At 66.6% G+C, this 20,193-nt stretch carries 19 protein-coding genes and 1 pseudogene; 6 read left to right on the top strand and 14 right to left on the bottom strand.

Annotation, left to right across the window (positions count from 1 at the left end; genetic code table 11):
- The 8 genes and pseudogenes from BLU39_RS27280 to BLU39_RS27250 form a co-directional block, all read right to left on the bottom strand.
- Positions 1-1,302, bottom strand: coding sequence for a glycosyltransferase (locus tag BLU39_RS27280; protein ID WP_092719394.1), 1,302 nt, complete (start codon positions 1,300-1,302; stop codon positions 1-3).
- The gene (locus BLU39_RS29120) at positions 1,286-1,894 is read right to left on the bottom strand and encodes a flavin reductase family protein (protein ID WP_175539436.1); all 609 of its coding nucleotides are present in this window, start codon (positions 1,892-1,894) and stop codon (positions 1,286-1,288) included. Before BLU39_RS29120 ends, BLU39_RS27280 begins: the two co-directional genes overlap by 17 nt.
- A 9-nt stretch (positions 1,895-1,903) precedes the next feature.
- A pseudogene (locus tag BLU39_RS29115) lies at positions 1,904-2,320 on the bottom strand (GNAT family N-acetyltransferase); the annotation flags it as partial.
- A gap of 47 nt (positions 2,321-2,367) precedes the next feature.
- On the bottom strand, positions 2,368-2,997 hold the full coding sequence (locus tag BLU39_RS27270) for a Rossmann-fold NAD(P)-binding domain-containing protein (RefSeq protein WP_092719388.1): 630 nt from the start codon (positions 2,995-2,997) through the stop codon (positions 2,368-2,370).
- Positions 2,998-3,037: 40 nt separating this feature from the next.
- Positions 3,038-3,421 (bottom strand): nuclear transport factor 2 family protein, encoded by a 384-nt coding sequence (locus BLU39_RS27265; RefSeq protein WP_092719385.1) that lies wholly within the window; start codon positions 3,419-3,421, stop codon positions 3,038-3,040.
- A gap of 31 nt (positions 3,422-3,452) precedes the next feature.
- On the bottom strand, positions 3,453-4,553 hold the full coding sequence (locus BLU39_RS27260) for an alkene reductase (RefSeq protein ID WP_092719381.1): 1,101 nt from the start codon (positions 4,551-4,553) through the stop codon (positions 3,453-3,455).
- A gap of 74 nt (positions 4,554-4,627) precedes the next feature.
- Positions 4,628-5,212 carry a TetR/AcrR family transcriptional regulator gene (locus BLU39_RS27255; protein ID WP_217635119.1) on the bottom strand — a complete coding sequence of 195 codons (585 nt, stop codon included), beginning with the start codon at positions 5,210-5,212 and terminating at the stop codon, positions 4,628-4,630.
- A gap of 59 nt (positions 5,213-5,271) precedes the next feature.
- Complete coding sequence (locus BLU39_RS27250; protein WP_092719378.1) at positions 5,272-6,552, bottom strand: arsenic transporter; 1,281 nt, start codon at positions 6,550-6,552, stop codon at positions 5,272-5,274.
- Positions 6,553-6,774: 222 nt separating this feature from the next.
- Between BLU39_RS27250 and BLU39_RS27245 the strand changes: the two genes are divergently transcribed.
- Together BLU39_RS27245 and BLU39_RS27240 are read left to right on the top strand one after the other, a co-directional pair.
- On the top strand, positions 6,775-7,047 hold the full coding sequence (locus tag BLU39_RS27245) for a 7(1) septoil knot domain-containing protein (protein ID WP_092719375.1): 273 nt from the start codon (positions 6,775-6,777) through the stop codon (positions 7,045-7,047).
- A gap of 39 nt (positions 7,048-7,086) precedes the next feature.
- Positions 7,087-7,671, top strand: coding sequence for an Hcp family type VI secretion system effector (locus BLU39_RS27240; protein WP_092719373.1), 585 nt, complete (start codon positions 7,087-7,089; stop codon positions 7,669-7,671).
- A 9-nt stretch (positions 7,672-7,680) separates the two neighbouring features.
- Here the strand turns inward: BLU39_RS27240 and BLU39_RS27235 are convergent, their stop codons facing one another.
- From BLU39_RS27235 to BLU39_RS27225, 3 genes are read right to left on the bottom strand one after another with little or no spacing between them, the layout of a single operon-like run.
- A complete protein-coding gene (locus BLU39_RS27235) occupies positions 7,681-9,045 on the bottom strand; it encodes an efflux transporter outer membrane subunit (protein WP_092719370.1) in 1,365 nt (454 codons plus the stop codon).
- Positions 9,045-12,191 carry an efflux RND transporter permease subunit gene (locus tag BLU39_RS27230; protein ID WP_092719368.1) on the bottom strand — a complete coding sequence of 1,049 codons (3,147 nt, stop codon included), beginning with the start codon at positions 12,189-12,191 and terminating at the stop codon, positions 9,045-9,047. The genes BLU39_RS27235 and BLU39_RS27230 overlap by 1 nt, the downstream gene beginning before the upstream one ends.
- A 26-nt stretch (positions 12,192-12,217) precedes the next feature.
- Positions 12,218-13,351: an efflux RND transporter periplasmic adaptor subunit gene (locus tag BLU39_RS27225; RefSeq protein WP_254789075.1), complete on the bottom strand. Its 1,134-nt coding sequence runs from the start codon at positions 13,349-13,351 to the stop codon at positions 12,218-12,220.
- A 164-nt stretch (positions 13,352-13,515) separates the two neighbouring features.
- Here BLU39_RS27225 and BLU39_RS27220 point away from each other — a divergent pair, with 164 nt between their 5' ends.
- A complete protein-coding gene (locus tag BLU39_RS27220) occupies positions 13,516-14,265 on the top strand; it encodes a response regulator (protein ID WP_092719362.1) in 750 nt (249 codons plus the stop codon).
- Positions 14,265-15,350 (top strand): ATP-binding protein, encoded by a 1,086-nt coding sequence (locus BLU39_RS27215; RefSeq protein WP_092719359.1) that lies wholly within the window; start codon positions 14,265-14,267, stop codon positions 15,348-15,350. The genes BLU39_RS27220 and BLU39_RS27215 overlap by 1 nt, the downstream gene beginning before the upstream one ends.
- Before the next feature lie 4 nt (positions 15,351-15,354).
- On the opposite strand, the gene BLU39_RS27210 is transcribed toward BLU39_RS27215, so the two are convergent.
- Positions 15,355-16,242, bottom strand: a complete 888-nt coding sequence (locus BLU39_RS27210) for a LysR family transcriptional regulator (RefSeq protein WP_092719357.1) — start codon at positions 16,240-16,242, stop codon at positions 15,355-15,357.
- Between the two features lie 102 nt (positions 16,243-16,344).
- Between BLU39_RS27210 and BLU39_RS27205 the strand changes: the two genes are divergently transcribed.
- A complete protein-coding gene (locus BLU39_RS27205; protein WP_092719355.1) occupies positions 16,345-17,343 on the top strand; it encodes an aldo/keto reductase in 999 nt (332 codons plus the stop codon).
- A 109-nt stretch (positions 17,344-17,452) separates the two neighbouring features.
- Complete coding sequence (locus tag BLU39_RS27200; RefSeq protein ID WP_092719352.1) at positions 17,453-18,091, top strand: NAD(P)H-dependent oxidoreductase; 639 nt, start codon at positions 17,453-17,455, stop codon at positions 18,089-18,091.
- 60 nt (positions 18,092-18,151) lie between these two features.
- Here BLU39_RS27200 and BLU39_RS27195 read toward each other — a convergent pair whose 3' ends face one another.
- On the bottom strand, positions 18,152-19,462 hold the full coding sequence (locus tag BLU39_RS27195; RefSeq protein ID WP_092719350.1) for an ATP-binding protein: 1,311 nt from the start codon (positions 19,460-19,462) through the stop codon (positions 18,152-18,154).
- Entirely contained in the window at positions 19,456-20,121 is a 666-nt protein-coding gene (locus tag BLU39_RS27190) for a response regulator transcription factor (RefSeq protein ID WP_092719347.1), read from the bottom strand. The genes BLU39_RS27195 and BLU39_RS27190 overlap by 7 nt, the downstream gene beginning before the upstream one ends.
- Between the last annotated feature and the right edge of the window lie 72 nt (positions 20,122-20,193).

Raw genomic sequence — 20,193 nt, 5'->3', positions numbered from 1 at the left:
CTAAGCAGCGGCCAGCGCCGCTTCGACTTGCTCGAACAGGCGCGCCGGCTGCAACCCCTGCCCCATCCTGCGGGCCACCTCGACGCACGCCAGCTTGACCTCGGGCGCGGCCAGCAGGCGCGCCAGCTGCCGCCGCATGCGCCCCGCCGACAGGCGTTTCGCCAGCAAAACCTCCCCCACGCCGAGCCGTTTGACCCTCCAGCCATTGTCGAACTGGTCGTACGCGAACGGCACGACCAGTTGCGGGATGCCCGCGCGGAACGCGTCCGCGCTCGTGCCGATGCCGCCGTGGTGCACGACGGCCGCCACGCGCGGCAACAGGGCCGCGAACGGCGCGTGCGCCTGCCACATCACGCCAGGGGGCAAATCCTGCGGCACTTGCGCCGCATGGGGCGTCATGAACAGGCCGCGCCGCCCCAGCCGCCGCAAGACGTCCAGCGCGATGCTGAAATAGCGCTGCGCGTGCTGGTGGCCGGTACCGGGCGTAAAGACGATGGGCGGCGCGCCCTCGCCCAGAAAGCGTTCGAGCTCCGGTGGCAGGGCCGCGGCGCCATGCGTGGCGGCGCCGGCGAAACCAGTTTGCACGAAATGCGGCGGCCAGTCCGCCTGCGGGGCGGCGAACCAGGCGGGAAATAGCCCCAGCGAAGCATCCGGCGCGGCCAGCATGTGCGCAAAAAAATGCGACTCCGGCGGCAAGCCGTGCTGCGCGCGCGCGGCGTTCAGGCCAGGCAGCATCAGCGGGTCGATCATCGTGCGGTGGATCATCCGCCACAGGGCCTGGCGCCAGGCCAGCGGCACCCAGGCGGGAATGCGCAGGGAACCCGTCGTCAGCAAGTCATGGCTGCTGCACACATTCGATGGCGCCAGATATGCCGCGACGATGCGCAGGCCCGGACGTATCGAGCGTGCCAGGGCGGCCATCGGCACGAGGATGGGGTGGCACAGCACCACGCAATCTTCACCGTCCGGCAAGCCTTGCACGACGCCGCGCACGGCGCCCAGGTGCGGCACGAGGCCTTTCCATATCACGCCCCAGCCCTTGCGCTCATCCCACAGGCCGGGGTCCCCGAGCATGGCCTGGCCCTCTGCCGCGCTACCAAAGGTGTGATATGGCAGCCTGGACGCCTGCGCGGCCGCTTCCTGCCAGCCCGGCACCAGCAGCAACACGCGCCGGCCCCGCTGTTGCAAGCCCTGCGCCAGCGCGATAAACGGTTGCATGTCGCCGCCCGTGCCGCTGCTGGCGACAATGACGAGCGGCGCGGTGGCCGCCTGGCCCGCCGATGCGTCAGCCCGGGACAGCATCGAGCGCCTCGCCGATCGCATAGAATCGCCCGCCGGCGATGTAATGCAGGCTGCGCCACGATGGATCGGCGTCCTCGAAATGCCAGTGCCCGTCGCGGAATACGCGCGTGTCGGCCCAGGCGCCCACCACTTCGCCGATGAAGAGGTCATACGCGGCCTGGTTGTGCGGCTCGGGTATCAGGCGGCAGGCCAGCCAGGCGGAACAGCCGGCCACGAACGGCAAATCAAAACCGTCCATGTGCAACAGCCGCACGCCGGCGCGCGCCAGTTTGTCGGGCTGCGCATCGAGGCCGTGCGTGCCGACGGCGTGGGTCAGCTGCAGCTGCGCCGCCGTCGGCACCTGGATGACGAACGTGCCGCTGCCTTCGACGAGCGCGCGCGTGCGCGTCGCCTTGTCCAGCACCACGGTCAGTTTTGGCGGCGAGAAATCGAGGGCGCAGGCCCAGGCGGCGGCCATCACGTTGTCGACGCCGCCATGGCGGGCCGAGACGAGGATGGAGGGGCCGTGATTGAGCAAACGATAGGCTTTTTCCAGCGGCACGGCGGCGACGTGGCCGTGCGCATCGTCCCGTTCATTCAGCGGCAGCAGCATGTCCCACTGGTCGATGCCGGATCCGAAACCGTTCGGCGTCACCTTGACCGGTTCAAAGCCGAAGCGCGCATAAAAGGCCTGCGTATGCTGGCTGGTGTTCATGCTCACCTTGACGACGCCCGGCACGGCGCGGATGGCGTCCAGGCGCGCCTGCGTCAGCGCGCGGCCCAGGCCCTGTCCATGCATGTGCTGCGCCACCATGCCCCAGCACAGGCTGGCGACGGTGCCGCCCGCCTCCAGCGCATGGCCGCCGCAGGCGACGATGTTCCCGTCGCGTTCGATGACCAGGTAGGGATGGGTCGAATTTTCCAGCCAGGCGGCAAAGTCCGCGCGCTCGGACGGGTCGAAAAAGCGCGGCGTATTGCCGTCGAAAAGGGCGAGGCAGGCGTCGCGGTCGCCGGCCTGGTAAGGACGCACTGTTTGCATTTTTTGTACTCAAAAAAACATGAATGGCAATTATAAGGGGCGCGCGGTCAAGCCAGCTGTTCCGGGCCGACGACGTGCACGCCCGGCGTGCCGGCCAGCGCCGCTTCCAGCAAGGCGCTGGCGATACGTGGCGCGGGATTGATGCGCCAGCGGCGCGGCAGCACGGGGCCCAGCACACGCAGGACGCGCAAGGCGGCACCCTCGCCCGCCCGCGCCTCCTCGCGTTCGCCGCCGATCAGTCCGGGCCGCACGTGGGTGAGCGATGCAAAGCCCAGCGCTTCGAGGTCACGTTCCAAGTCTCCCTTGACGCGGTTGTAGAAAAAGCGCGAGGCCACGTTGGCGCCGGCGGCGGAATTGAGCGCATACGTGCGCGTGCCGGCCGCCAGCGCCAGGCGCGCGGCGGCCAGCGGATAGTCATGGTCGACCCGCCAGAACGCCTGCCGCGTACCGGCCACCTTCATCGTCGTGCCCAGGGTGCAGATGACGGCATCCGCCTGCCACCAAGGGGCGTCCAACGGCAAACGGTCGAAGTCGACGCGCGGCGCCTCGAGCTTGGGATGGCCGGGCAACGATTTGCGCACGGGCGCGACGATGGCCGTGACGCGCGCATCCATCAACGCCAGGCGCAGCACTTCGCGGCCCACCAGGCCCGTGGCGCCCATCAGTATCAGTTTCATTCCTTCTCCCCGCAAGCACTGGACGCCACACGATACAGCATCAGGCGCCCGCGTGCGTGTGATAGATCTTGTTCACGATGGTCCATTCGCCCTGCACCTTGAGCAGATTGAAAAAATCGGTGAAGCGGAAGCCCGAGATGTCGTCCGTATCGACGCGCGCGCTGGCCGCCGTGCCCACGATATCGATCCGCGCGATGGCCGCCCTGGCCTGCGGCGACGGCCGGAAGGCGCTGTCGATGATTTCAAACAGGCCTTCGATGGGACCGCCCGTCAGTTGATCGTCGCCGTCGACGCCGAAAATGGTGGCCTCGCTGCTGAAGGCCGGGCGCATGATGCTGCTGTCGGCCTGCGCGCCGCCCGCATTGTATTGATTCAGCACGGCGACGATGGCCTGGTATTCCTGCACATAAGTGGTGGTGTTCATGTTGCGCTCCTTGGTTGGGTGAAAAGAAAAATCAGTACTGGCTTGCGGGCCAGTCGGTGTAGCCGCTGGCGCCGCCGCCGTAATACGCCGCGCGCGGCGCCACGGCCAGCGCCACCCCATGGCGCAGGCGGGCCACGAGGTCCGGGTTGGCGATGAAGGGACGGCCAAACGCCACGGCATCGATCTTGCCGGCGGCATGGCGCGCCTGCGCCAGCGGCAAGTCGTAATGGTTGTTGCCGATGTAGGGCCCATCGAACAGCGCCCGCAACGCGTCGAGGTCGACGCCATCGGGCACGTCGCGCGAGGTGGCCGTCGCGCCCTCGACGAAGTGCAGATAGGCCAGTCCGTGCCGGTTCAACTGTCCGATCAAATAGCCATAGGTGGCCATCACGTCGCTGTCGACGGGCGTGTTGCCCGCGTCGGGCGTGACGGGCGACAAACGGATGCCTACCTTCGCTGCGCCCCAGATGTTCACCACGGCCTGCGTCACTTCCAGGGTCAGGCGCGCGCGGTTGTCGATGCTGCCGCCATAAGCGTCCGTGCGCCGGTTGGTCGAATCACGCAGGAACTGGTCGAGCAGGTAGCTATTGGCCGAATGCACCTCGACGCCGTCGAAACCGGCGCGCAGCGCGCATGCGGCCGCATGCGCATACTGGGCGACGATGCCGGCGATTTCCCGCGTTTCCAGCGCGCGCGGCATGGAGACAGCTTGCATGCCGCTAGCCGTGTAAGTGCTGCCCTCGGCCCGGATGGCGGATGGCGCGACGGGAGCGGCGCCGCCGGGCTGCAGGCTCGTGTGCGAAAAGCGTCCCACATGCCACAGCTGGCAGACGATCTTGCCGCCGGCCGCATGCACGGCATCGGTGACCAGCTTCCAGCCCGCCACCTGCTCGTCCGTCCATATCCCCGGCGTCAGGGCATAGCCGCGTGCCTGGGGCGAGATGTTCGTCGCCTCGCTGATGATCAGGCCGGCGCTGGCCCGCTGGGCGTAGTACTCGGCGTGCATGGCGTTCGGCACGCCATTGTCGCCCATGCGGCTGCGCGTGAGCGGCGCCATGACGATGCGGTTGGCCAGGGCCAGCGCGCCCAGATCGACTGGAGAAAATAAATCGCTTTCATGCTGTTCGCTCATCGTATTGCTTTCGTATTCTGTGAGAAAAACCGGAAATAACTGACCGGTCGTCTAGTACATGGTTAAAAAAACGGCTAGGACAGCAGCCGTTGCGTGGTCGACATGGCGGCGTCGAACGGTCCGCCGTTCCGGGCCACCTTGACCATCAGCGAAGCGCCCAGCCACAGCTGGTACAGCGATTCGGCCAGCACGCGCGCCGGCGTCGCCGCCGCCACGGAACCGTCGAGGTGGCCCGCTTCGATGCATTGCGTCAGGCGGTCCAGGATGGCGCCCGTGCCCTGCTGCAGCACGGCGCCCATGTCCACGGACAGGTCGCACACTTCGGCACCCAGCTTGACCACCAGACATTTGCCTTCCGGGGCGCTGTCGGCCTGGGTCGTGCTCCAGTAGTCAAAATAGGCCAGCAGGCGCTCGCGGGCATTGCCAGGCCCCGCCAGCAAGGCGTCGACCGTCTGCAGATAGGTGGTGAAGTAATCGTCGAGCAAGGCCTGGCCAAACTCTTCCTTCGACTTGAAGTAATAGTAGAACGAGCCTTTCGGCACGCCGGCCGCCGCCACCAGTTCGGCCAGGCCCACGGCCGTATAGCCCTTCTCAGCCATCAGGGCCTTGGCGATGTCGATCAGGTGCTGACGCATGTCGGCGGAAGATTTTTTGCTCATGCGGCCAGTATAGCAAAAAATCTGACCGGTCGTCTAGTAAGCCATTGCCTGCTCCGCCATCACCCCAGGCGCAGGGCCAGCGCCGCCAGGGTCACGAGCAGCACGGGCACGGTCAGCACGATGCCGACGCGGAAATAGTAGCCCCAGGAAATGTGGATGTTCTTGCTGTCGAGCACATGCAGCCACAGCAAGGTGGCCAGGCTGCCAATTGGCGTGATCTTCGGTCCCAGGTCGCTGCCGATGACGTTCGCGTAGATCATCGCTTCGCGCACGGCCCCCTGCACCGTCGTCGGGTCGATGGCCAGCGCGCCCACCAGCACCGTCGGCAGGTTGTTCATCACGGACGACAGCAAGGCCGTCAGCACGCCCGTCCCCATGGCCGCGCCCCACACGCCGTACTGCGCGAAGTGGTTCAGCATGCCCGTCAGGTAAGCCGTCAGGCCCGCATTGCGCAAGCCGTACACGACCAGATACATGCCCAGCGAAAAGACGACGATCTGCCACGGCGCATGGCGCAGCACGTGGCGCGTGGAAATCACGTGGCCCCTGCCGGCCACCACCAGCAGCAGCGCGGCGCCCACGGCGGCGATCAGGCTGATGGGCACGCCCAGGTGCTCCTGCGAGAAAAAGCCCACCAGCAGCAGCGCCAGCACCAGCCAGCCGGCGCGGAAGGTAGCAAGGTCGCGGATGGCGGCGTCCGGGCGTTTCAGCTGCGCGACTTCGTAGTCGCGGGGGATATCCTTGCGGAAAAAGAGCAGCAAGGCGGCCAGGGTCGCCAGCACGGCGACGGCGTTGACGGGCACCATCACGGACGCGTACTCGGCAAAGCCGATCTTGAAGAAATCGGCCGACACGATATTGACCAGGTTCGACACCACGAGCGGCAGGCTGGCCGTGTCGGCGATGAAGCCGGCCGCCATCACATAGGCCAGGGTGGCTTTCGCGGAAAACTTCAGCGCCCGCAGCATGGCGATGACGATGGGCGTCAGGATCAGCGCGGCGCCGTCGTTGGCAAACACGGCGGAGACGAGCGCGCCCAGCAGGACCAGCAGCACGAACAGTTTCCTGCCGCTGCCCCCGCCCCAGCGCGCCACGTGCAGCGCGGCCCACTCGAAGAAGCCGGCCGCATCCAGCAGCAGGCTGATGATGATCACGGCAACGAAGGTGCCCGTGGCGTTCCACACGATATGCCAGACGACGGGAATGTCGCCCCAGTGGATCACGCCGGCCAGCAAGGCGACACAGGCGCCGATGACGGCGCTCCAGCCGATGCCCAGGCCGCGCGGCTGCCAGATGACGAGGATTAAGGTGGCGAGAAAGATGAGGAAAGCGGTCAGCATGGGGTAAGGGTAAGGTCCCGTGTATGCGGCATCGCGGGCACCATGCGCCGCAGCCTTGGATATTCAATACTTCAATGATAGTGGAATTATTGAATTAATGCAAAATCCCATGACCTGTATGCCGGGGCAAAAATACTCTGGCCTTCCAACCTTGTTGTTATCTTTAGGCAACTAATTCAGTGTATAGTCGAACGGCAACATGACCCGTGAAAAGAGGCGCCGGTGACAACCGTATATCAGACATCAACGATGGGCGAGGCGCGCGTGCGCATCGCCCTGGTGGACCGAGACAGCGCCGACCTGCTCGTCCACCGCGTGGGCAGCCGGGGTCTGGCGCAGGGCGACGCCCTGTGGTTCATCACGCGCGAGCCCCAGAACGCGAATGTCCACGTGTACTTCACGTCGCAAGGCATGGCACAGCTGAGAATGTGTTTTGTCGACAACCGTGGTGAAGCAGGCTGGACAAAACCACATCCTTTGCATGGCCGGCTATAAGAATGCAATGCTGTTTTCCCGATGACAGGAGTGATCACCATGGATTTGATTTTGCTGGAACCCGGCAACGGGGACCTCGTGTTCGGCAAGACGCCGGGCGATGGCAGCGGCAGCATTGGCGGCAGCCTTGTGGACGCCGGCTGGCGCGACAACCCCGCCCTGCGGGACCTCGGCCGCTGCATCGAGCTGGTCTCGCTGCACCAGGGCATGAAGCAGCAAATCACGACGGACGTCAGCAATTCGGCACGCACGTCGGGGCGGCCCGTGATCACGGAATTTACCTGCGTCAAATATGTCGACCGGACCTCCGTCAACTTGTACGACCTGTGCCTGCGCGCCGAACCACTGGGCAGGGGTGCGGCCCAGCCGACCAAGCTGTACATCGCACGCAACTCGGACGACAGGACGGCCAACATCATGACCATTTGGCTGCGCGACGCCATCATCAGCGAAATCCAGCTGCAAACCCATCCCGATGACATGCCGACCGAGCAGTTCAAGCTGAATTTCACGGAAATCCTCTGGAGCCACAGCGTGCAGCAGGCCGACGGCAAGCCTGCCTCCCAACACACGACAGGCTGGAGCCTGGCGCGCAACCGGCCGATCGGCGCCTTCACAGGCTAAACAAGGCGCCTACTCTTCCAGCCCTCCCCCCAGCGCCTTGTACAAGGCCACGGCCGACTTGAACTGGTCGCGCCGGACGTCGAGCAAGGCTTGCTGGGCCGCATACGACTGGCGCTGCGCGTCGAGCAATTCCAGGCGACTGTCCTGGCCCGCGTCGTAGCGCAGCTGCGACAGGCGCAGGCGCTGCTGCGCCGCCGCGACCACGCGCTGCTGGGCATCGATCTGCTGCGCGTACGTGGCGCTGCCGGCCAGACCGTCGCGCACGTCTCGGAAGGCCGCCTGGATGGCCTGCTCGTACTGCAGCACGGCGACGTCCTTGCGCAAGCGCGACAGTTGCAGTTCCGCGCGCAGCTGGCCGCCCTGGAACAGCGGCTGCGTCACTTGCGGCGCGAACGACCAGCTGCGCGCGCTGCCGCGGAACAGGTCACCGAGCTCCGGGCTGGCAAAACCCAGCGACGCCGTCAGCGACAAACGCGGGAAGAAGGCGGCGCGCGCGGCGCCGATTTCCGCGTTCGCCGCCACCAGCGCGTATTCCGCCTGCAGGATGTCCGGGCGGCGCGCCAGCAAGTCCGACGGCAGGCCGGGCGGCAGCTGCGTCAGCACGGGCTGGCCATCAAGTGCGCGGCCGGGCGGCAGGTCCGTTGGCAGCGGCGCGCCCAGCAGCAATTCCAGGTTGTTGCGCGCCAGGGCACTGGCCCGTTCGCGCGCCTGCACGTCCGCTTCCGCCGTGGCGACCTGCCCTTGCGCCTGCGCCACGTCCAGGCCACTTCCCTGCTGCGCGCCGTGCAGGCGCTGCGTCAGGACCAGCGCCTGGCGCCAGTCAAGCAGGGTTTGGCGGGCCAGCGCCAGCTGTTCCTCGGCCAGCCGCTGTTCCAGGTAGGCGTCGGCCACGGCGCCGATCAGGGCCATGTGCGCGGCGCGCTGGCCCTGCTGCGTGGCCAGGTAGCGGGCAAACGCGGCGTCCGACAGGGAACGCAGGCGGCCGAACAGGTCGATCTCGAACGCGCTCATGGCGATGCCGGCAGTGAACTGATTCTGTGTCACCGCATCGGCGCCGCGTTGGCGCACGCCGCCCGCATTCGCGCCGATGGCCGGAGTGCGGCCCGCATCCTGGATCTGGTACTGGGCCCGCACGGCTTCCACGTTGAGGGACGCCACGCGCAAGTCGCGGTTGTTTTCCAGCGCGATGTCGACCAGGCGCTGCAGGCGCGCATCGAGCAGCATCTGGCGCCAGCCCAGGTCCGCGGCGCTATCTGACGCGGAGACTTCCCCATAGCTGGCCGGTATCGGCGCCGCCGGCTTGACCAGCGGCGGCGTCAAGGAACACGCCGACAAAGCCAGCGCGGCCAGGGGCGTCATAAAGAATAAACGCATTACAATTCTCCTTCCACCGCCTTGACGGCGATGCGATGACTGCGTTTGTTGAAGTACTTGCTCATCTTGTCGACGGCGCCCAGCACCACGACAAAGAACACGGGCACGAAAAACACGGCCAGCACGGTGGCGGTGATCATGCCGCCGAACACGCCCGTGCCGATCGCGTGCTGCGTCTCGGCGCTGGCGCCCGTGGCCAGCATCAGCGGCACGACGCCCAGCGCGAACGCCAGCGACGTCATCAAGATCGGGCGCAAGCGCAATCTAGCCGCCTCCACCGTCGCTTCGACCAGTCCACGTCCTTGCGCCTGCAGCTGGCGCGCATATTCGACGATCAGGATCGCGTTCTTCGCCGACAGGCCGATGATCGTGATCATGCCCACCTTGAAGAACACGTCGTTCGGCATGCCGCGCAACATCACGGCCAGCACAGCGCCCAGCAATCCCAAAGGCACGACCAGCATCACGGAGACGGGAATCGACCAGCTTTCATACAGGGCAGCCAGCACGAGGAAGACCACCAGCATCGACAGCGCCATCAGCATGGGCGCCTGCGAGGCCGATTCCTTCTCTTGCAGCGACTGGCCCGTCCACGCGAGCGCGAAACCGGGTGGCAGCTGCTTCACGAGCCGCTCCATTTCCAGCATGGCGTCGCCGCTCGACACACCCGGTGCCGCGCTGCCCGAAATGCGCGCCGCAGGATAACCCTGGTAGCGCACCAGCTGCAGCGGCGACTCGCTCCATACGGGGCGCACCAGTTCGCCCAGCGCCACCATGCCGCCCGCGTTATTGCGGATGCGCAGGGCCAGCACGTCGTTCAGCTGCATGCGCGACGGCGCATCGGCCTGGATGATCACCTGCTGCATGCGGCCGGCATTCGGGAAATCGTTGACATAGGTCGAGCCCATGGCCGCCGTCAGCATGTCGGCAATGGCCGTAAACGACACGCCCAGCGCTTCGGCCTTGGTGCGGTCGATATCGAGGCGCACGCTGGCGCCGGGTGGCAAGCCGTCCGGATACACGCCGGCCACCTTGCCGCTTTGCGCGGCCAGTCCCAGCAACTGGTTCTGCGCCGCCTGCAGGGCAGCGATGCCCTGGTTGGCGCGGTCTTGCAGGCGCAGGGAAAAGCCGGACGAGTTGCCCAGTTCATCGATGGCGGGCGGCATCAAACTCATGATGACGCCCTCCTTCGCCTGCGACATGGCCGCCTGCGCCAGCGCCACTTCTTCCTGCGCCGTGGCGCCGTTGCGCTGTTTCCAGTCCTTCAGCATGGTGAACGCCAGGCCCGCATTCGGCCCCGCGCCGGAAAAACTGAAGCCGAGAATAGACTGGTTCACTTCGATGCCGGGCCGCGTGGCCACGTGCTGCTCGTACAGCTTGACGACGTCGAGCGTGCGCTCCATCGTCGCGTCGGACGGCAGCTGGATCGAGGTGATGAAATATCCCTGGTCTTCTTCCGGCAAGAAGGCCGACGGCAGCTGCATGAAAGCCACGCCCAGCGCCGCGACGATGGCGCCATACAGCACCATCGAGCGGCCCGCGCGCTTCACCATCGCCACCACGCCCTTTTCATAACGCGCCGTCATGCGTTCAAAATGGCGGTCGAACCACAGGAAGAAACCCTTCTTGTCGTGGTCGTGCGGGCCGATCGGTTTCAACATGGTGGCGCACAGGGCCGGCGTCAGGCTCAAAGCCAGAAACGCCGAGAACAGGATCGACACGGCCATGGCCAGGGTGAACTGGCGGTAGATCGCGCCGACGGAACCGCTGGCCAGCGCCATCGGGATGAACACGGCCGTCAGCACCAGGGTGATGCCCACCACCGCCCCCGTGATTTCGCGCATGGCCTTCGACGTCGCCTCCTTCGGCGACAAGCCTTCGGTGGCCATCAGGCGCTCGACGGCTTCCACCACGACGATGGCGTCATCGACGATAATGCCGATGGCCAGCACCATGCCGAACATGGTCAGCACGTTGACGGAATAGCCGGCCATCAGCATGACCGTAAAAGTGCCCATCAGCGCGATCGGCGCGACGATGGCGGGAATCAGGGTATAGCGTATCTTTTGCAGGAACAGATACATGACGAGGAAGACCAGCACCATCGCTTCGAGCAGGGTGACGACGACCTTCTCGATCGAGATCTTCACGAACGGCGCCGTGTCGAACGGCACCGAATACTTGATCCCGGCCGGCATGGTGTGCGCCAGTTCGGCCATGCGCGCACGCACGGCGCTGGCCGTCTGCACGGCGTTGGCGCCCGGCGACAGCATGACGGCGGCGCCCGACGCGGCTTGCCCGTTTTCGCGGATGCTGAAGTTGAAGCTTTGCGCGCCCAGCGACACTTTCGCCACGTCGCCGATGGTCACTTTCGAGCCGTCCGCATTCGCGCGCAGGACGATGGCGGCAAATTCGGCCGGCGTTTGCAGCTGGCCCTGCACCGTCAGCGGAATGGTCACGCGCTGGCCGTGCACGGCGGGCGAATCACCGAGGCGGCCCGGGGCGATCTGCGCATTTTGCTGCGCGATGGCGGCCGTCAGCTCGCCCATGGCGATGTTGTACGACACGAGCTTGGCCGGATCGACCCAGATGCGCATGGCGCGCTCGGAGCCGAACAGCTGCACCTTGCCCACGCCGGGAATGCGGCGCAGTTCTTCCGTCACGTTGCGCGCCAGGTAGTCGCCCAGCGCCACTTCATCGTGCTGGCCATTGTCGGAAATCAGGCTGACGATCATCAGGAAGCCCGACGACGCCGATTCCACCGTCAAGCCGTTTTGCCGCACGGCTTGCGGCAGGCGCGGTTCGATGGCTTTCAGGCGGTTCTGCACGTCCACCTGGGCCATTTCCGGATCGGTGCCGGGCTGGAAGGTGACGGTGATCGAGGCCGAACCCGACGTATCGGTGGACGACTCGAAATACAGCAGGTGCTTGACGCCCGACAGTTCGCGTTCGATCAGGCCGACCACGGAATCGTTCATGGTTTGCGGCGTGGCGCCAGGGTAGTTGGCGCTGATGCTGACGCTGGGCGGCGCCACCGAGGGGAAGCGCGCAATCGGCAATTGCGGTATGGCGATCAGTCCGAACAGGACGATAAAGACCGCCACCACCCACGCAAAGACGGGGCGGTTGATGAAAAATTGAGGCATGTCGTTAAACTTTCAATATGTACGAGTCAGCGCACGGCACTGACGACAGGTGCGGTGGCCACGGCGGCGGCGCGCTTCCACGGTTGCGGCGCGGCGGTGGCGCCCGGCTGCAGGCGTTCCTGGCCTTCGATGACGACGGTTTCGCCCGCCTTCAGGCCGCCGTTGACCACGTACTGATGGTCGATTACATCGCCCACGGCGATCGTTTTCAGGCTGGCTTTGTTCGTGCCATCGAGCACCCAGGCCTGCGCCTGGCCGCCGCTGCTGCGCAAGACGGCCTGCTGCGGCAGCAGCACGCCATTTTCCTGCACGGCGCGGGCGATGCGGGCGCGCACGAACATCCCCGGCAACAGCTGGCGCTGCGGATTGTCGACCAGCACGCGGATGACGGCGTCGCCCGTGCCCGCATCGACGCTGATGCCGGAGAACAGGATGCGTCCCGTGACGGGATGCGGCTGGCCATCCGCGCCCAAAATGGTCACGGGCAGCTTGTCCGCGCCACCGTTGCCCGAAGCTTGCAAGGCGGCCAGCGCGGCGGCCGGCTGGCGCACGTCGACGTACACCTTGTCGATCTGCTGGATGCGCGCCATCGGCGTCGCATCGGCCAGGCCCACGAGCGCGCCTTCCGTCACCAGTTCGGAGCCGATGCGCCCGGCAATCGGCGCCTCGATGCTGGCAAAAGCGAGGTCCAGGCGGCGCCGCGCCAGGGCCGCGCGTGCCTGCGCCACGGTGGCCACGGCTTGCTCGCGCTGGGCCACGGCGTCGTCATACGCCTGGCGGCTGATGGCGTCCGCTTCGACCAGCGGTTTCAAGCGCTCGGCCTGGCTGCTGGCGCGCTTCGCCGTGGCCACCGCATGCTGCAGGGCGGCGGCGGCCGAATCGACGTCCGCCTGGAATGGCGCCGGGTTCAGCTGGAACAGCTTCTGTCCCGCTTTCACTTCGGCGCCCTGCTCGAACTGGCGGCGCAGCACGATGCCGCCCACCTGCGGGCGGATATCGGCCGTGCGGAAGGCGGCCACCCTGCCCGGCAATTCATCGCTGAGGACAACGGGCGCCGCTTGCAGCTTGAGCACGGTGACGGCGGCGGGCGGCGCGGCGCCTTCTTCCGGCGCGGGTTTGGAACAGGCGGCAAGGCTGAGCAGTGCCGCGGCGATCAACATGTTTTTCCTGGTGAGGTACTGTACTGGCATGACTTTTCTCTATGGCTGATCCCAACCGGCGGTCCGGTCGACAGATAGGCCGCAGCATAAAAGTCTTGCGTGGATGTTCCGTCAAAGAAATGTGGAGATTCGATGGAGACAGCGAAGAATGCTAGACTATTTGCATGAACTATCATCACAGCGCCAGCCAGCCCTCCTTCCTTGCCACCACGCCGCCTTCCGCCCTCGTCCTGATCGCCGAAGATGAACCGCAAATCGCCCGCATCCTCGCCGGCTACCTCGAGCGCGACGGCTACCGCACGGCCTTCGCGCACGATGGCCAGGAAGCGCTGAACCAGCACCTGGCGCTGGCGCCGGACCTGCTGCTGCTCGACGTGCAAATGCCCAGGGTCGATGGCTGGGGCGTGCTGGCCGAGGTGCGGCGGCGCGGCGAGACGCCCGTCATCATGCTGACGGCGCGCGACCAGGATGCGGACAAGCTGGCCGCCCTGCGCGTGGGTGCCGACGACTACATCATCAAGCCCTTCAATCCGGCCGAGGTGGTGGCCCGCGTGGCGGCCGTGCTGCGCCGCTCGCGCGTGCGCCACCACCCGGTGGGCGGCCAGCGCCTGCGCTGCGGGTCCATCGAAATCGACCAGGAAACGTACGTGGCCAGCGTGCTGCACGATGGCATGGCCGTGGCGCTCAGCCTGACGTTGACGGAGTTCCGCCTGCTGGCCCACCTGGCGCGCACGCCGCGCCGCGTCTGCAGCCGCCTCGAATTGCTCGAGTCGTGCATGCCCGAGAGCAATTCGATGGAACGCACGGTGGACAGCCACGTCAGCAAGCTGCGCAAGAAGCTGGAAGAAGCGGGCGTAATGAACATGCCGGCCAGCCTGCGCGGCGTGGGTTACCGCCTGGAAAGCGAACTCTGATGCGCTTCACGGGCCTGAACCGGCAAATCATCCTGTCGATGTCCGTGCTGATGGTCAGCAGCATCCTGATCATCTGGATCGGTTCCTGGACCTTCTTTGCCATCGCCTTCAAGATCGATCCCGGCATGCTGTCCGAGCCGGACGACTGGTCGCCCAGCACCGTCGAGTGGCTGTGGATCTTCGCCATCACCATCTTCGGCCTAGGCCTGGCCGCGTTTTTCGCCCTCAAGCTCGCTTCGCGCATCCTCAAGCCGATCAATTCCGTGATGGACAGCGTGCGCCGCGTGGCCCATGGCGACCTGTCCGCGCGCGCCTTCGCCGGCGACCGCAGCCTGGGCGAAACGGCCATGCTGGTCGACGATTTCAACAGCATGGCCGAACGCCTGCAGCGGGCGGCCAAGGAAAGCGAAACGTGGAACGCGGCCATCGCGCACGAACTGCGCACGCCCGTGACCGTCCTGCGCGGCACCTTGCAAGGCGTCGTCGACGGCGTCTTCAAGCCCGAGGAAGTGCCGTTTTCCAGCCTGCTGGCGCAAGTGGAAGACCTGGGCCGCCTGATCGAGGACTTGCGCACCCTGAGCCTGGCCGACAGCGGCCACATGCAGCTGCGCATGGCGTGGACGGACCTGACCCTGGAAATCGAGGAAGTGCGCCGCCTGCTGGCGCCGGACATGGCGGCGGCAGGCTTTACCCTGCAGCTGCACCTGTCCGACCATCCCGTCTGCTGCGACGCGGCGCGCATCCGTCAAATCGTGCTGGCCCTGCTCGACAATGCGCGCCGCTATGCGCATCCGGGCCTGCTGCGCGTGCGCACCCGCGTGCTGGCGGGCCAGTACTACCTGAGCGTCGAGGATGCGGGCCCCGGCATCGCGGAAGACCTGGCGCCGCACGTGTTCGAAGCGTTCCGTCGCGGCGACAGCGACGGCGGCGACCTGAACGCGGGCAGCGGCCTGGGCCTGGCCGTGGTCGAAGCCATCGCCCGTGCCCACGGCGGCAGCGCCGTCTGCACGCGTGGCAAGGCGGGCGGCAGCCTGTTTACCATCAAGTGGCCGGTCGAACATGTGGCGCCGCCGCCCGCCGGCTGAATGACTAGGCCCCCGGCACGCGCAGCATGTCGACAAGGGCGCGCAGGACGGCCGGCATCTGCCGCCGGCCCGGGTAGTACAGGAAGTAGCGCGACGGCGGCGGCAGGCAGTTCTCCAGCACGCACGCCAGGCGCCCGGCCGCGATATCGGCGCGCGCATCGGCCTCGTACACGTATGCCAGCCCCGCGCCATCGCGCGCCGCGCGCAGCATCAGTTCATCGTCGTCGAACACGAGCGGCCCGCCGACGGCGATGCTGACGGCTTCCCCCGCCGGCTCGAACTCCCACGCATACTGGCGCCCGCTGGGAAAACGCCGGCCGATGCAGGCGTGGTTCAGCAGCGCGCGCGGCGTGCTTGGTGCGCCATGCGCGGCCAGGTAGGCGGGCGAACCCACCACCACGAACGGCTGCGGCAAGCCCACGGGCACGGCGATCATGTCGGCCGCCACCTGCTCGCCGAAGCGGATGCCCGCGTCAAAACCGTCGCGCACGATGTCGATCATGCCGTCGTCGGTCACCACTTCCACCTGCACGCGCGGATAGCGCGCGACAAAACTGGCCAGCATGGGCGCCAGCAGCAGGCGCGCGGCCGGACGGGGCACGTTCAGGCGCAGCTTGCCTGCGGGCACATCCTGCAAGGCGCTCAAGTCGAGCAAGGCATCGTCGATTTCGCGCATGGCCGGCGCCAGCCGCGCCAGCAGCAGCTGTCCCGCCTCCGTCGGCGTGACGCTGCGCGTGGTGCGGTTCAGCAGGCGCACGCCCAGGCGCTCTTCCAGCGCGCGCAGCGCGTGGCTGAGGGCGGAGGCGGACACGCCCCGTTCGAGGGCCGCCTTGCGAAAGCTGCGCAGGCGGGCGACGGCCGCAAAGGCCGTCAATTCATTGAGATCAGCCATTATTCATGAGTTTCATTCAGTAATACATGCAGGATAAGGCATCTTATCGCATGCAGTTCCTTCGTCCATACTCCTGGCATCTTTTTTTGAAAAGGAATGACAATGGAACACAGAACACTGGGTAACTCCGGCTTGCGCGTCGCTCCCATCGGCCTGGGCTGCATGGGCATGAGCTTTGCCTACGGCGGCGCGGACGAGGCCACCTCGCTGCGCGTGCTGCACCGCGCCGTGGAACTGGGCGTGACCCTGATCGATACGGCGGAAGTCTACGGCCCCTACGCCAACGAGGAATTAGTAGGCCGCGCCCTGAAGCAGCTGCGCGGCAAGGTCCAGATCGCCACCAAGTTCGGCTTCAAGATATTGCCCCACGGCCAGGGCGTGGAACGCATGGCGGGCGTGGACAGCCGTCCCGAACACATTCGCCAGGCGGTGGAAGCGTCGCTGTCCCGGCTCGGCACCGAGTGCATCGACTTGCTGTACCAGCACCGCGTGGATCCCGCCGTGCCCATCGAAGACGTGGTCGGCGCCATGGCCGGTCTGGTGCAGGCGGGCAAGGTGCGCCACCTGGGGCTGTCGGAAGTGTCGGCCGCCACCCTGCGCCGCGCCCACGCCGTGCATCCGATCGCGGCCGTGCAGTCCGAATACTCGCTGTGGAGCCGCGACGTGGAAGCGGAAGTGCTGCCCGCCTGCCGCGCGCTCGGCGTCGGTTTCGTGCCCTACAGCCCGCTGGGCCGGGGATTTCTGACGGGCCAGCTCGCATCCAGCGCCAACCTGGCGCCAGACGACTATCGCCACAGCCTGCCCCGCTTCCAGCCGCCCGCGATGGCGGCCAACGCCCACCTCGTTGCCCAATTGCAGCGCCTGTCGGCCGCGCGCGGCGCCACGGCGGCCCAGCTGGCCCTGGCCTGGCTGCTGGCGCAAGGCGACGACATCGTGCCGATTCCCGGCGCCCGCAGCCTGGCGCACCTGGAAGAGAACGTCTCTGCCACGCAGGTCCTCCTCAACGAGACCGAGCTGGCCGCCATCGGTGCCGCCATCGCGCCCGCTGCCGTGCAGGGCGCGCGCTACCCGGCGGTGGAACTTGCCATGCTTGGCCTGTAGACAACCGTGCATGCGTGCGCTATACCGGTACTTTTTTGTCCAGCGCACTTGAAATGCCCGAATCCGCTATCATTTCCAATCTGAACTATTCATTATGAAAGGGATTTACATGTCCGCACTGCTCGAAACACTGCAATGGCGCTACGCCACCAAGAAGATGGACCCGACGAAAACGGTGCCGCAAGACAAAGTCGAGCGCATCCTGGAAGCCGTGCGCCTGACGGCCAGCTCCAGCGGCCTGCACCCGTACGAAGTGTTCGTGGTGACGAATCCGGCCCTGCGCGAGCAGATCAAGCCGCACGCATGGAACCAGTCGCAAGTGACGGACGCCTCGCATTTGCTGGTGTTTGCCGCCTGGGACAATTACACGGTAGAGCGCATCAACGCACGTTTTGACCTGGTCAATGAAGTGCGCGGTTTCAAGAACGAAGGCTGGGAAGCGTACCGCCAGCAAATCTTGGCCACGTATCCGCAGCGCGATGCGGAAACCAACTACCAGCACGCGGCGCGCCAGGCCTACATCGGCGTGGGCACGGCCCTGATCGCCGCGGCGCAGGAAAAAGTCGATTCGACGCCGATGGAAGGTTTTGATCCGGCCAAGGTCGACGAGATCCTGGGCTTGCGCGAAAAGGGCCTGCGCTCCGTCGTCATGCTGCCGCTCGGCTACCGCGCCGACGAAGGCGACTGGCTGGTGGACCTGAAAAAAGTGCGCCCCGCGCGCGAGCAATTCATCACCGAGCTGGCGTAAGCGCTTCGCCTGTGCCTGAAAAGCGGATGCCCTCACCGGCATCCGCTTTTTTTTGGCCCGTCACGCCGCCTGCGGAAAACGCACCGTCACCTGCAATCCCCGCCCCGCCTCCCCATCGGCCAGCGCGATGTCGGCCTGGTGGTGCTCGGCGATGTGGCGCACGATGGACAGGCCCAGGCCGCAGCCCCAGGCGTCGTTGCCGTCGGGGCGGAAGAAGCGGTCGAACAGGCGCGCATGGTGCTGGCGCGGCACGCCGGGGCCGTTGTCGGACACGCGCAGCAGCGGCCTGCCCTCTTCCACCGCCGCCTGCAAGTCGACCCTGCCTCCCTGCTGCGTGTAGCGCAAGGCATTGTCGATCAGATTATTCAGCAACACTTGCAAGCCGTCGGGATCGGCCTGCACCAGCACCTTCGCCGGCAATGTTTCCACCACGCCCAGGTCGATGTCGCGGCTGTCGGCCAGCGCGCTGTGGTCGGCCACGGCCGCTTCCAGCAACTGGCCCAGGTCCACCGTGTGCAACTGGCTGGCCGTGAGCGCCGTTTCATGGCGCGCCAGGCTCAGCAGCTGGCGCACGAGATGCGTGCTGCGGTCCAGCCGTTCGTGCAGGCGCGCCAGCGCCACGCGGCGCTCTTCCTCGCTGGCGGCCCGCTCGGCCACCTGCAGCTGCAATTTCAGCGCCGTCAGCGGCGAGCGCAATTCATGCGCGGCATCGGCGACAAAGGTGCGCTGCGCCGTCAGCGCCGTCTCGAACTGCCCCATCAGGCTGTTCAACGCCAAGGCCACGGGCCGCAATTCGGGCGGCATGTCGTCGGCCGCCAAGGGCATGAGCGCATCGGGCGAACGGCCGGCCACGGATTCGGCCAGCCGGTGCAGCGGCGCCAGCGTGCGCCCCACGACGGCGACGATCAGCAACGCCAGGATCAGCGCGAACACCAGCAGCGGCGCGCCGGCCCGCACGGTCATTTGCCAGGCCAGCTGGTCGCGCACGGCCTGCGCCTGCGCCACCTGCACGTAGCGGCCGCGCCGCGTCTCGCCGTACAGGCGCCAGTCCTCGCCGTGCAACGTGACATCGGCAAAGCCGGCCAGCGCATAGCGCGGCAATGCCGGCTGGCCCTGCAGGACGGGCAATGGTTCCCCGTCCTCGTCCCACGCCTGCAGCACGAACGCTTCTTCCGGCTCCTGTGCGGCGGCCAGGCCCGTCTGCGGCTCGAACTCGTCGGGCAAGGCCACGGCCAGCTGGCGCAGCTGCAAGTCGGCCAGTTCATTGGTTTCTTCCAGCAGCGAGCGGAACAGCGAAATGCCGGCACCGAGCACGCACAGCAAGGTGGCGGCCAGCAAGCCGAGCAGCAATTGGCGGCGGATGGTCAGCATGACGCCAGCCGCATCTTGTAGCCCACGCCGCGCACGGTCTGGATGCAGTCCGCGCCCAGCTTCTTGCGCAACTGGTACACGTAGACGTCGACGGTATTGCTTTCCACTTCGCTATCCCAGCCGTACAGCTTTTCGCTCAGCTGGCGCTTCGACACCACCTTGCCCGGATGGTCGAGCAAGGCGCGCAGCACGGAAAACTCGCGCGGCGGCAGCTTGATCTGCTCGCCTTCGAACGTGACGTCGTGGCTGGCCAGGTCGAGGATCAGCGCGCCATGCTCGATGACGGAACGCGTACGGCTGACCCGGCGGCGCAGCAGCGCGCGGATGCGCGCCAGCAGTTCGTCGAGGTCGAAGGGCTTGACCAGGTAATCGTCGGCGCCGCTGTCGAGCCCTTCCACGCGGGCCGGCGTGCCGTCGCGCGCCGTGATGATCAGCACGGGCAGCTCGGCGCCCCGCGCGCGCATGGCGCGCAGCACGTCCATGCCCTGTTTGCCGGGCAAACCCAGGTCCAGCAGCATCAAATCGTAGGCGAAACCGGCCAGCGCCAGCTCCGCATCGTGGCCGTCGCGCACCCAGTCCACGGCATAGCACTCGCCGCGCAAGCCCTCGACCAGGCTTTCTCCGATCATCGGATCGTCTTCCACCAGCAACACGCGCACCCGGGCCCCTGTTTATCTTGAAAATACCGCTATCTTAACGTGGCTGGAAGAAGCTCGCCGGGCGCACCGCAG

Origin of the sequence: Janthinobacterium sp. OK676, assembly GCF_900103595.1 — a bacterium.
Lineage (GTDB): Bacteria > Pseudomonadota > Gammaproteobacteria > Burkholderiales > Burkholderiaceae_D > Janthinobacterium.
Note: the sequence above shows the minus strand (reverse complement) of the source record. Positions and strands in the feature narration are given on the sequence as shown.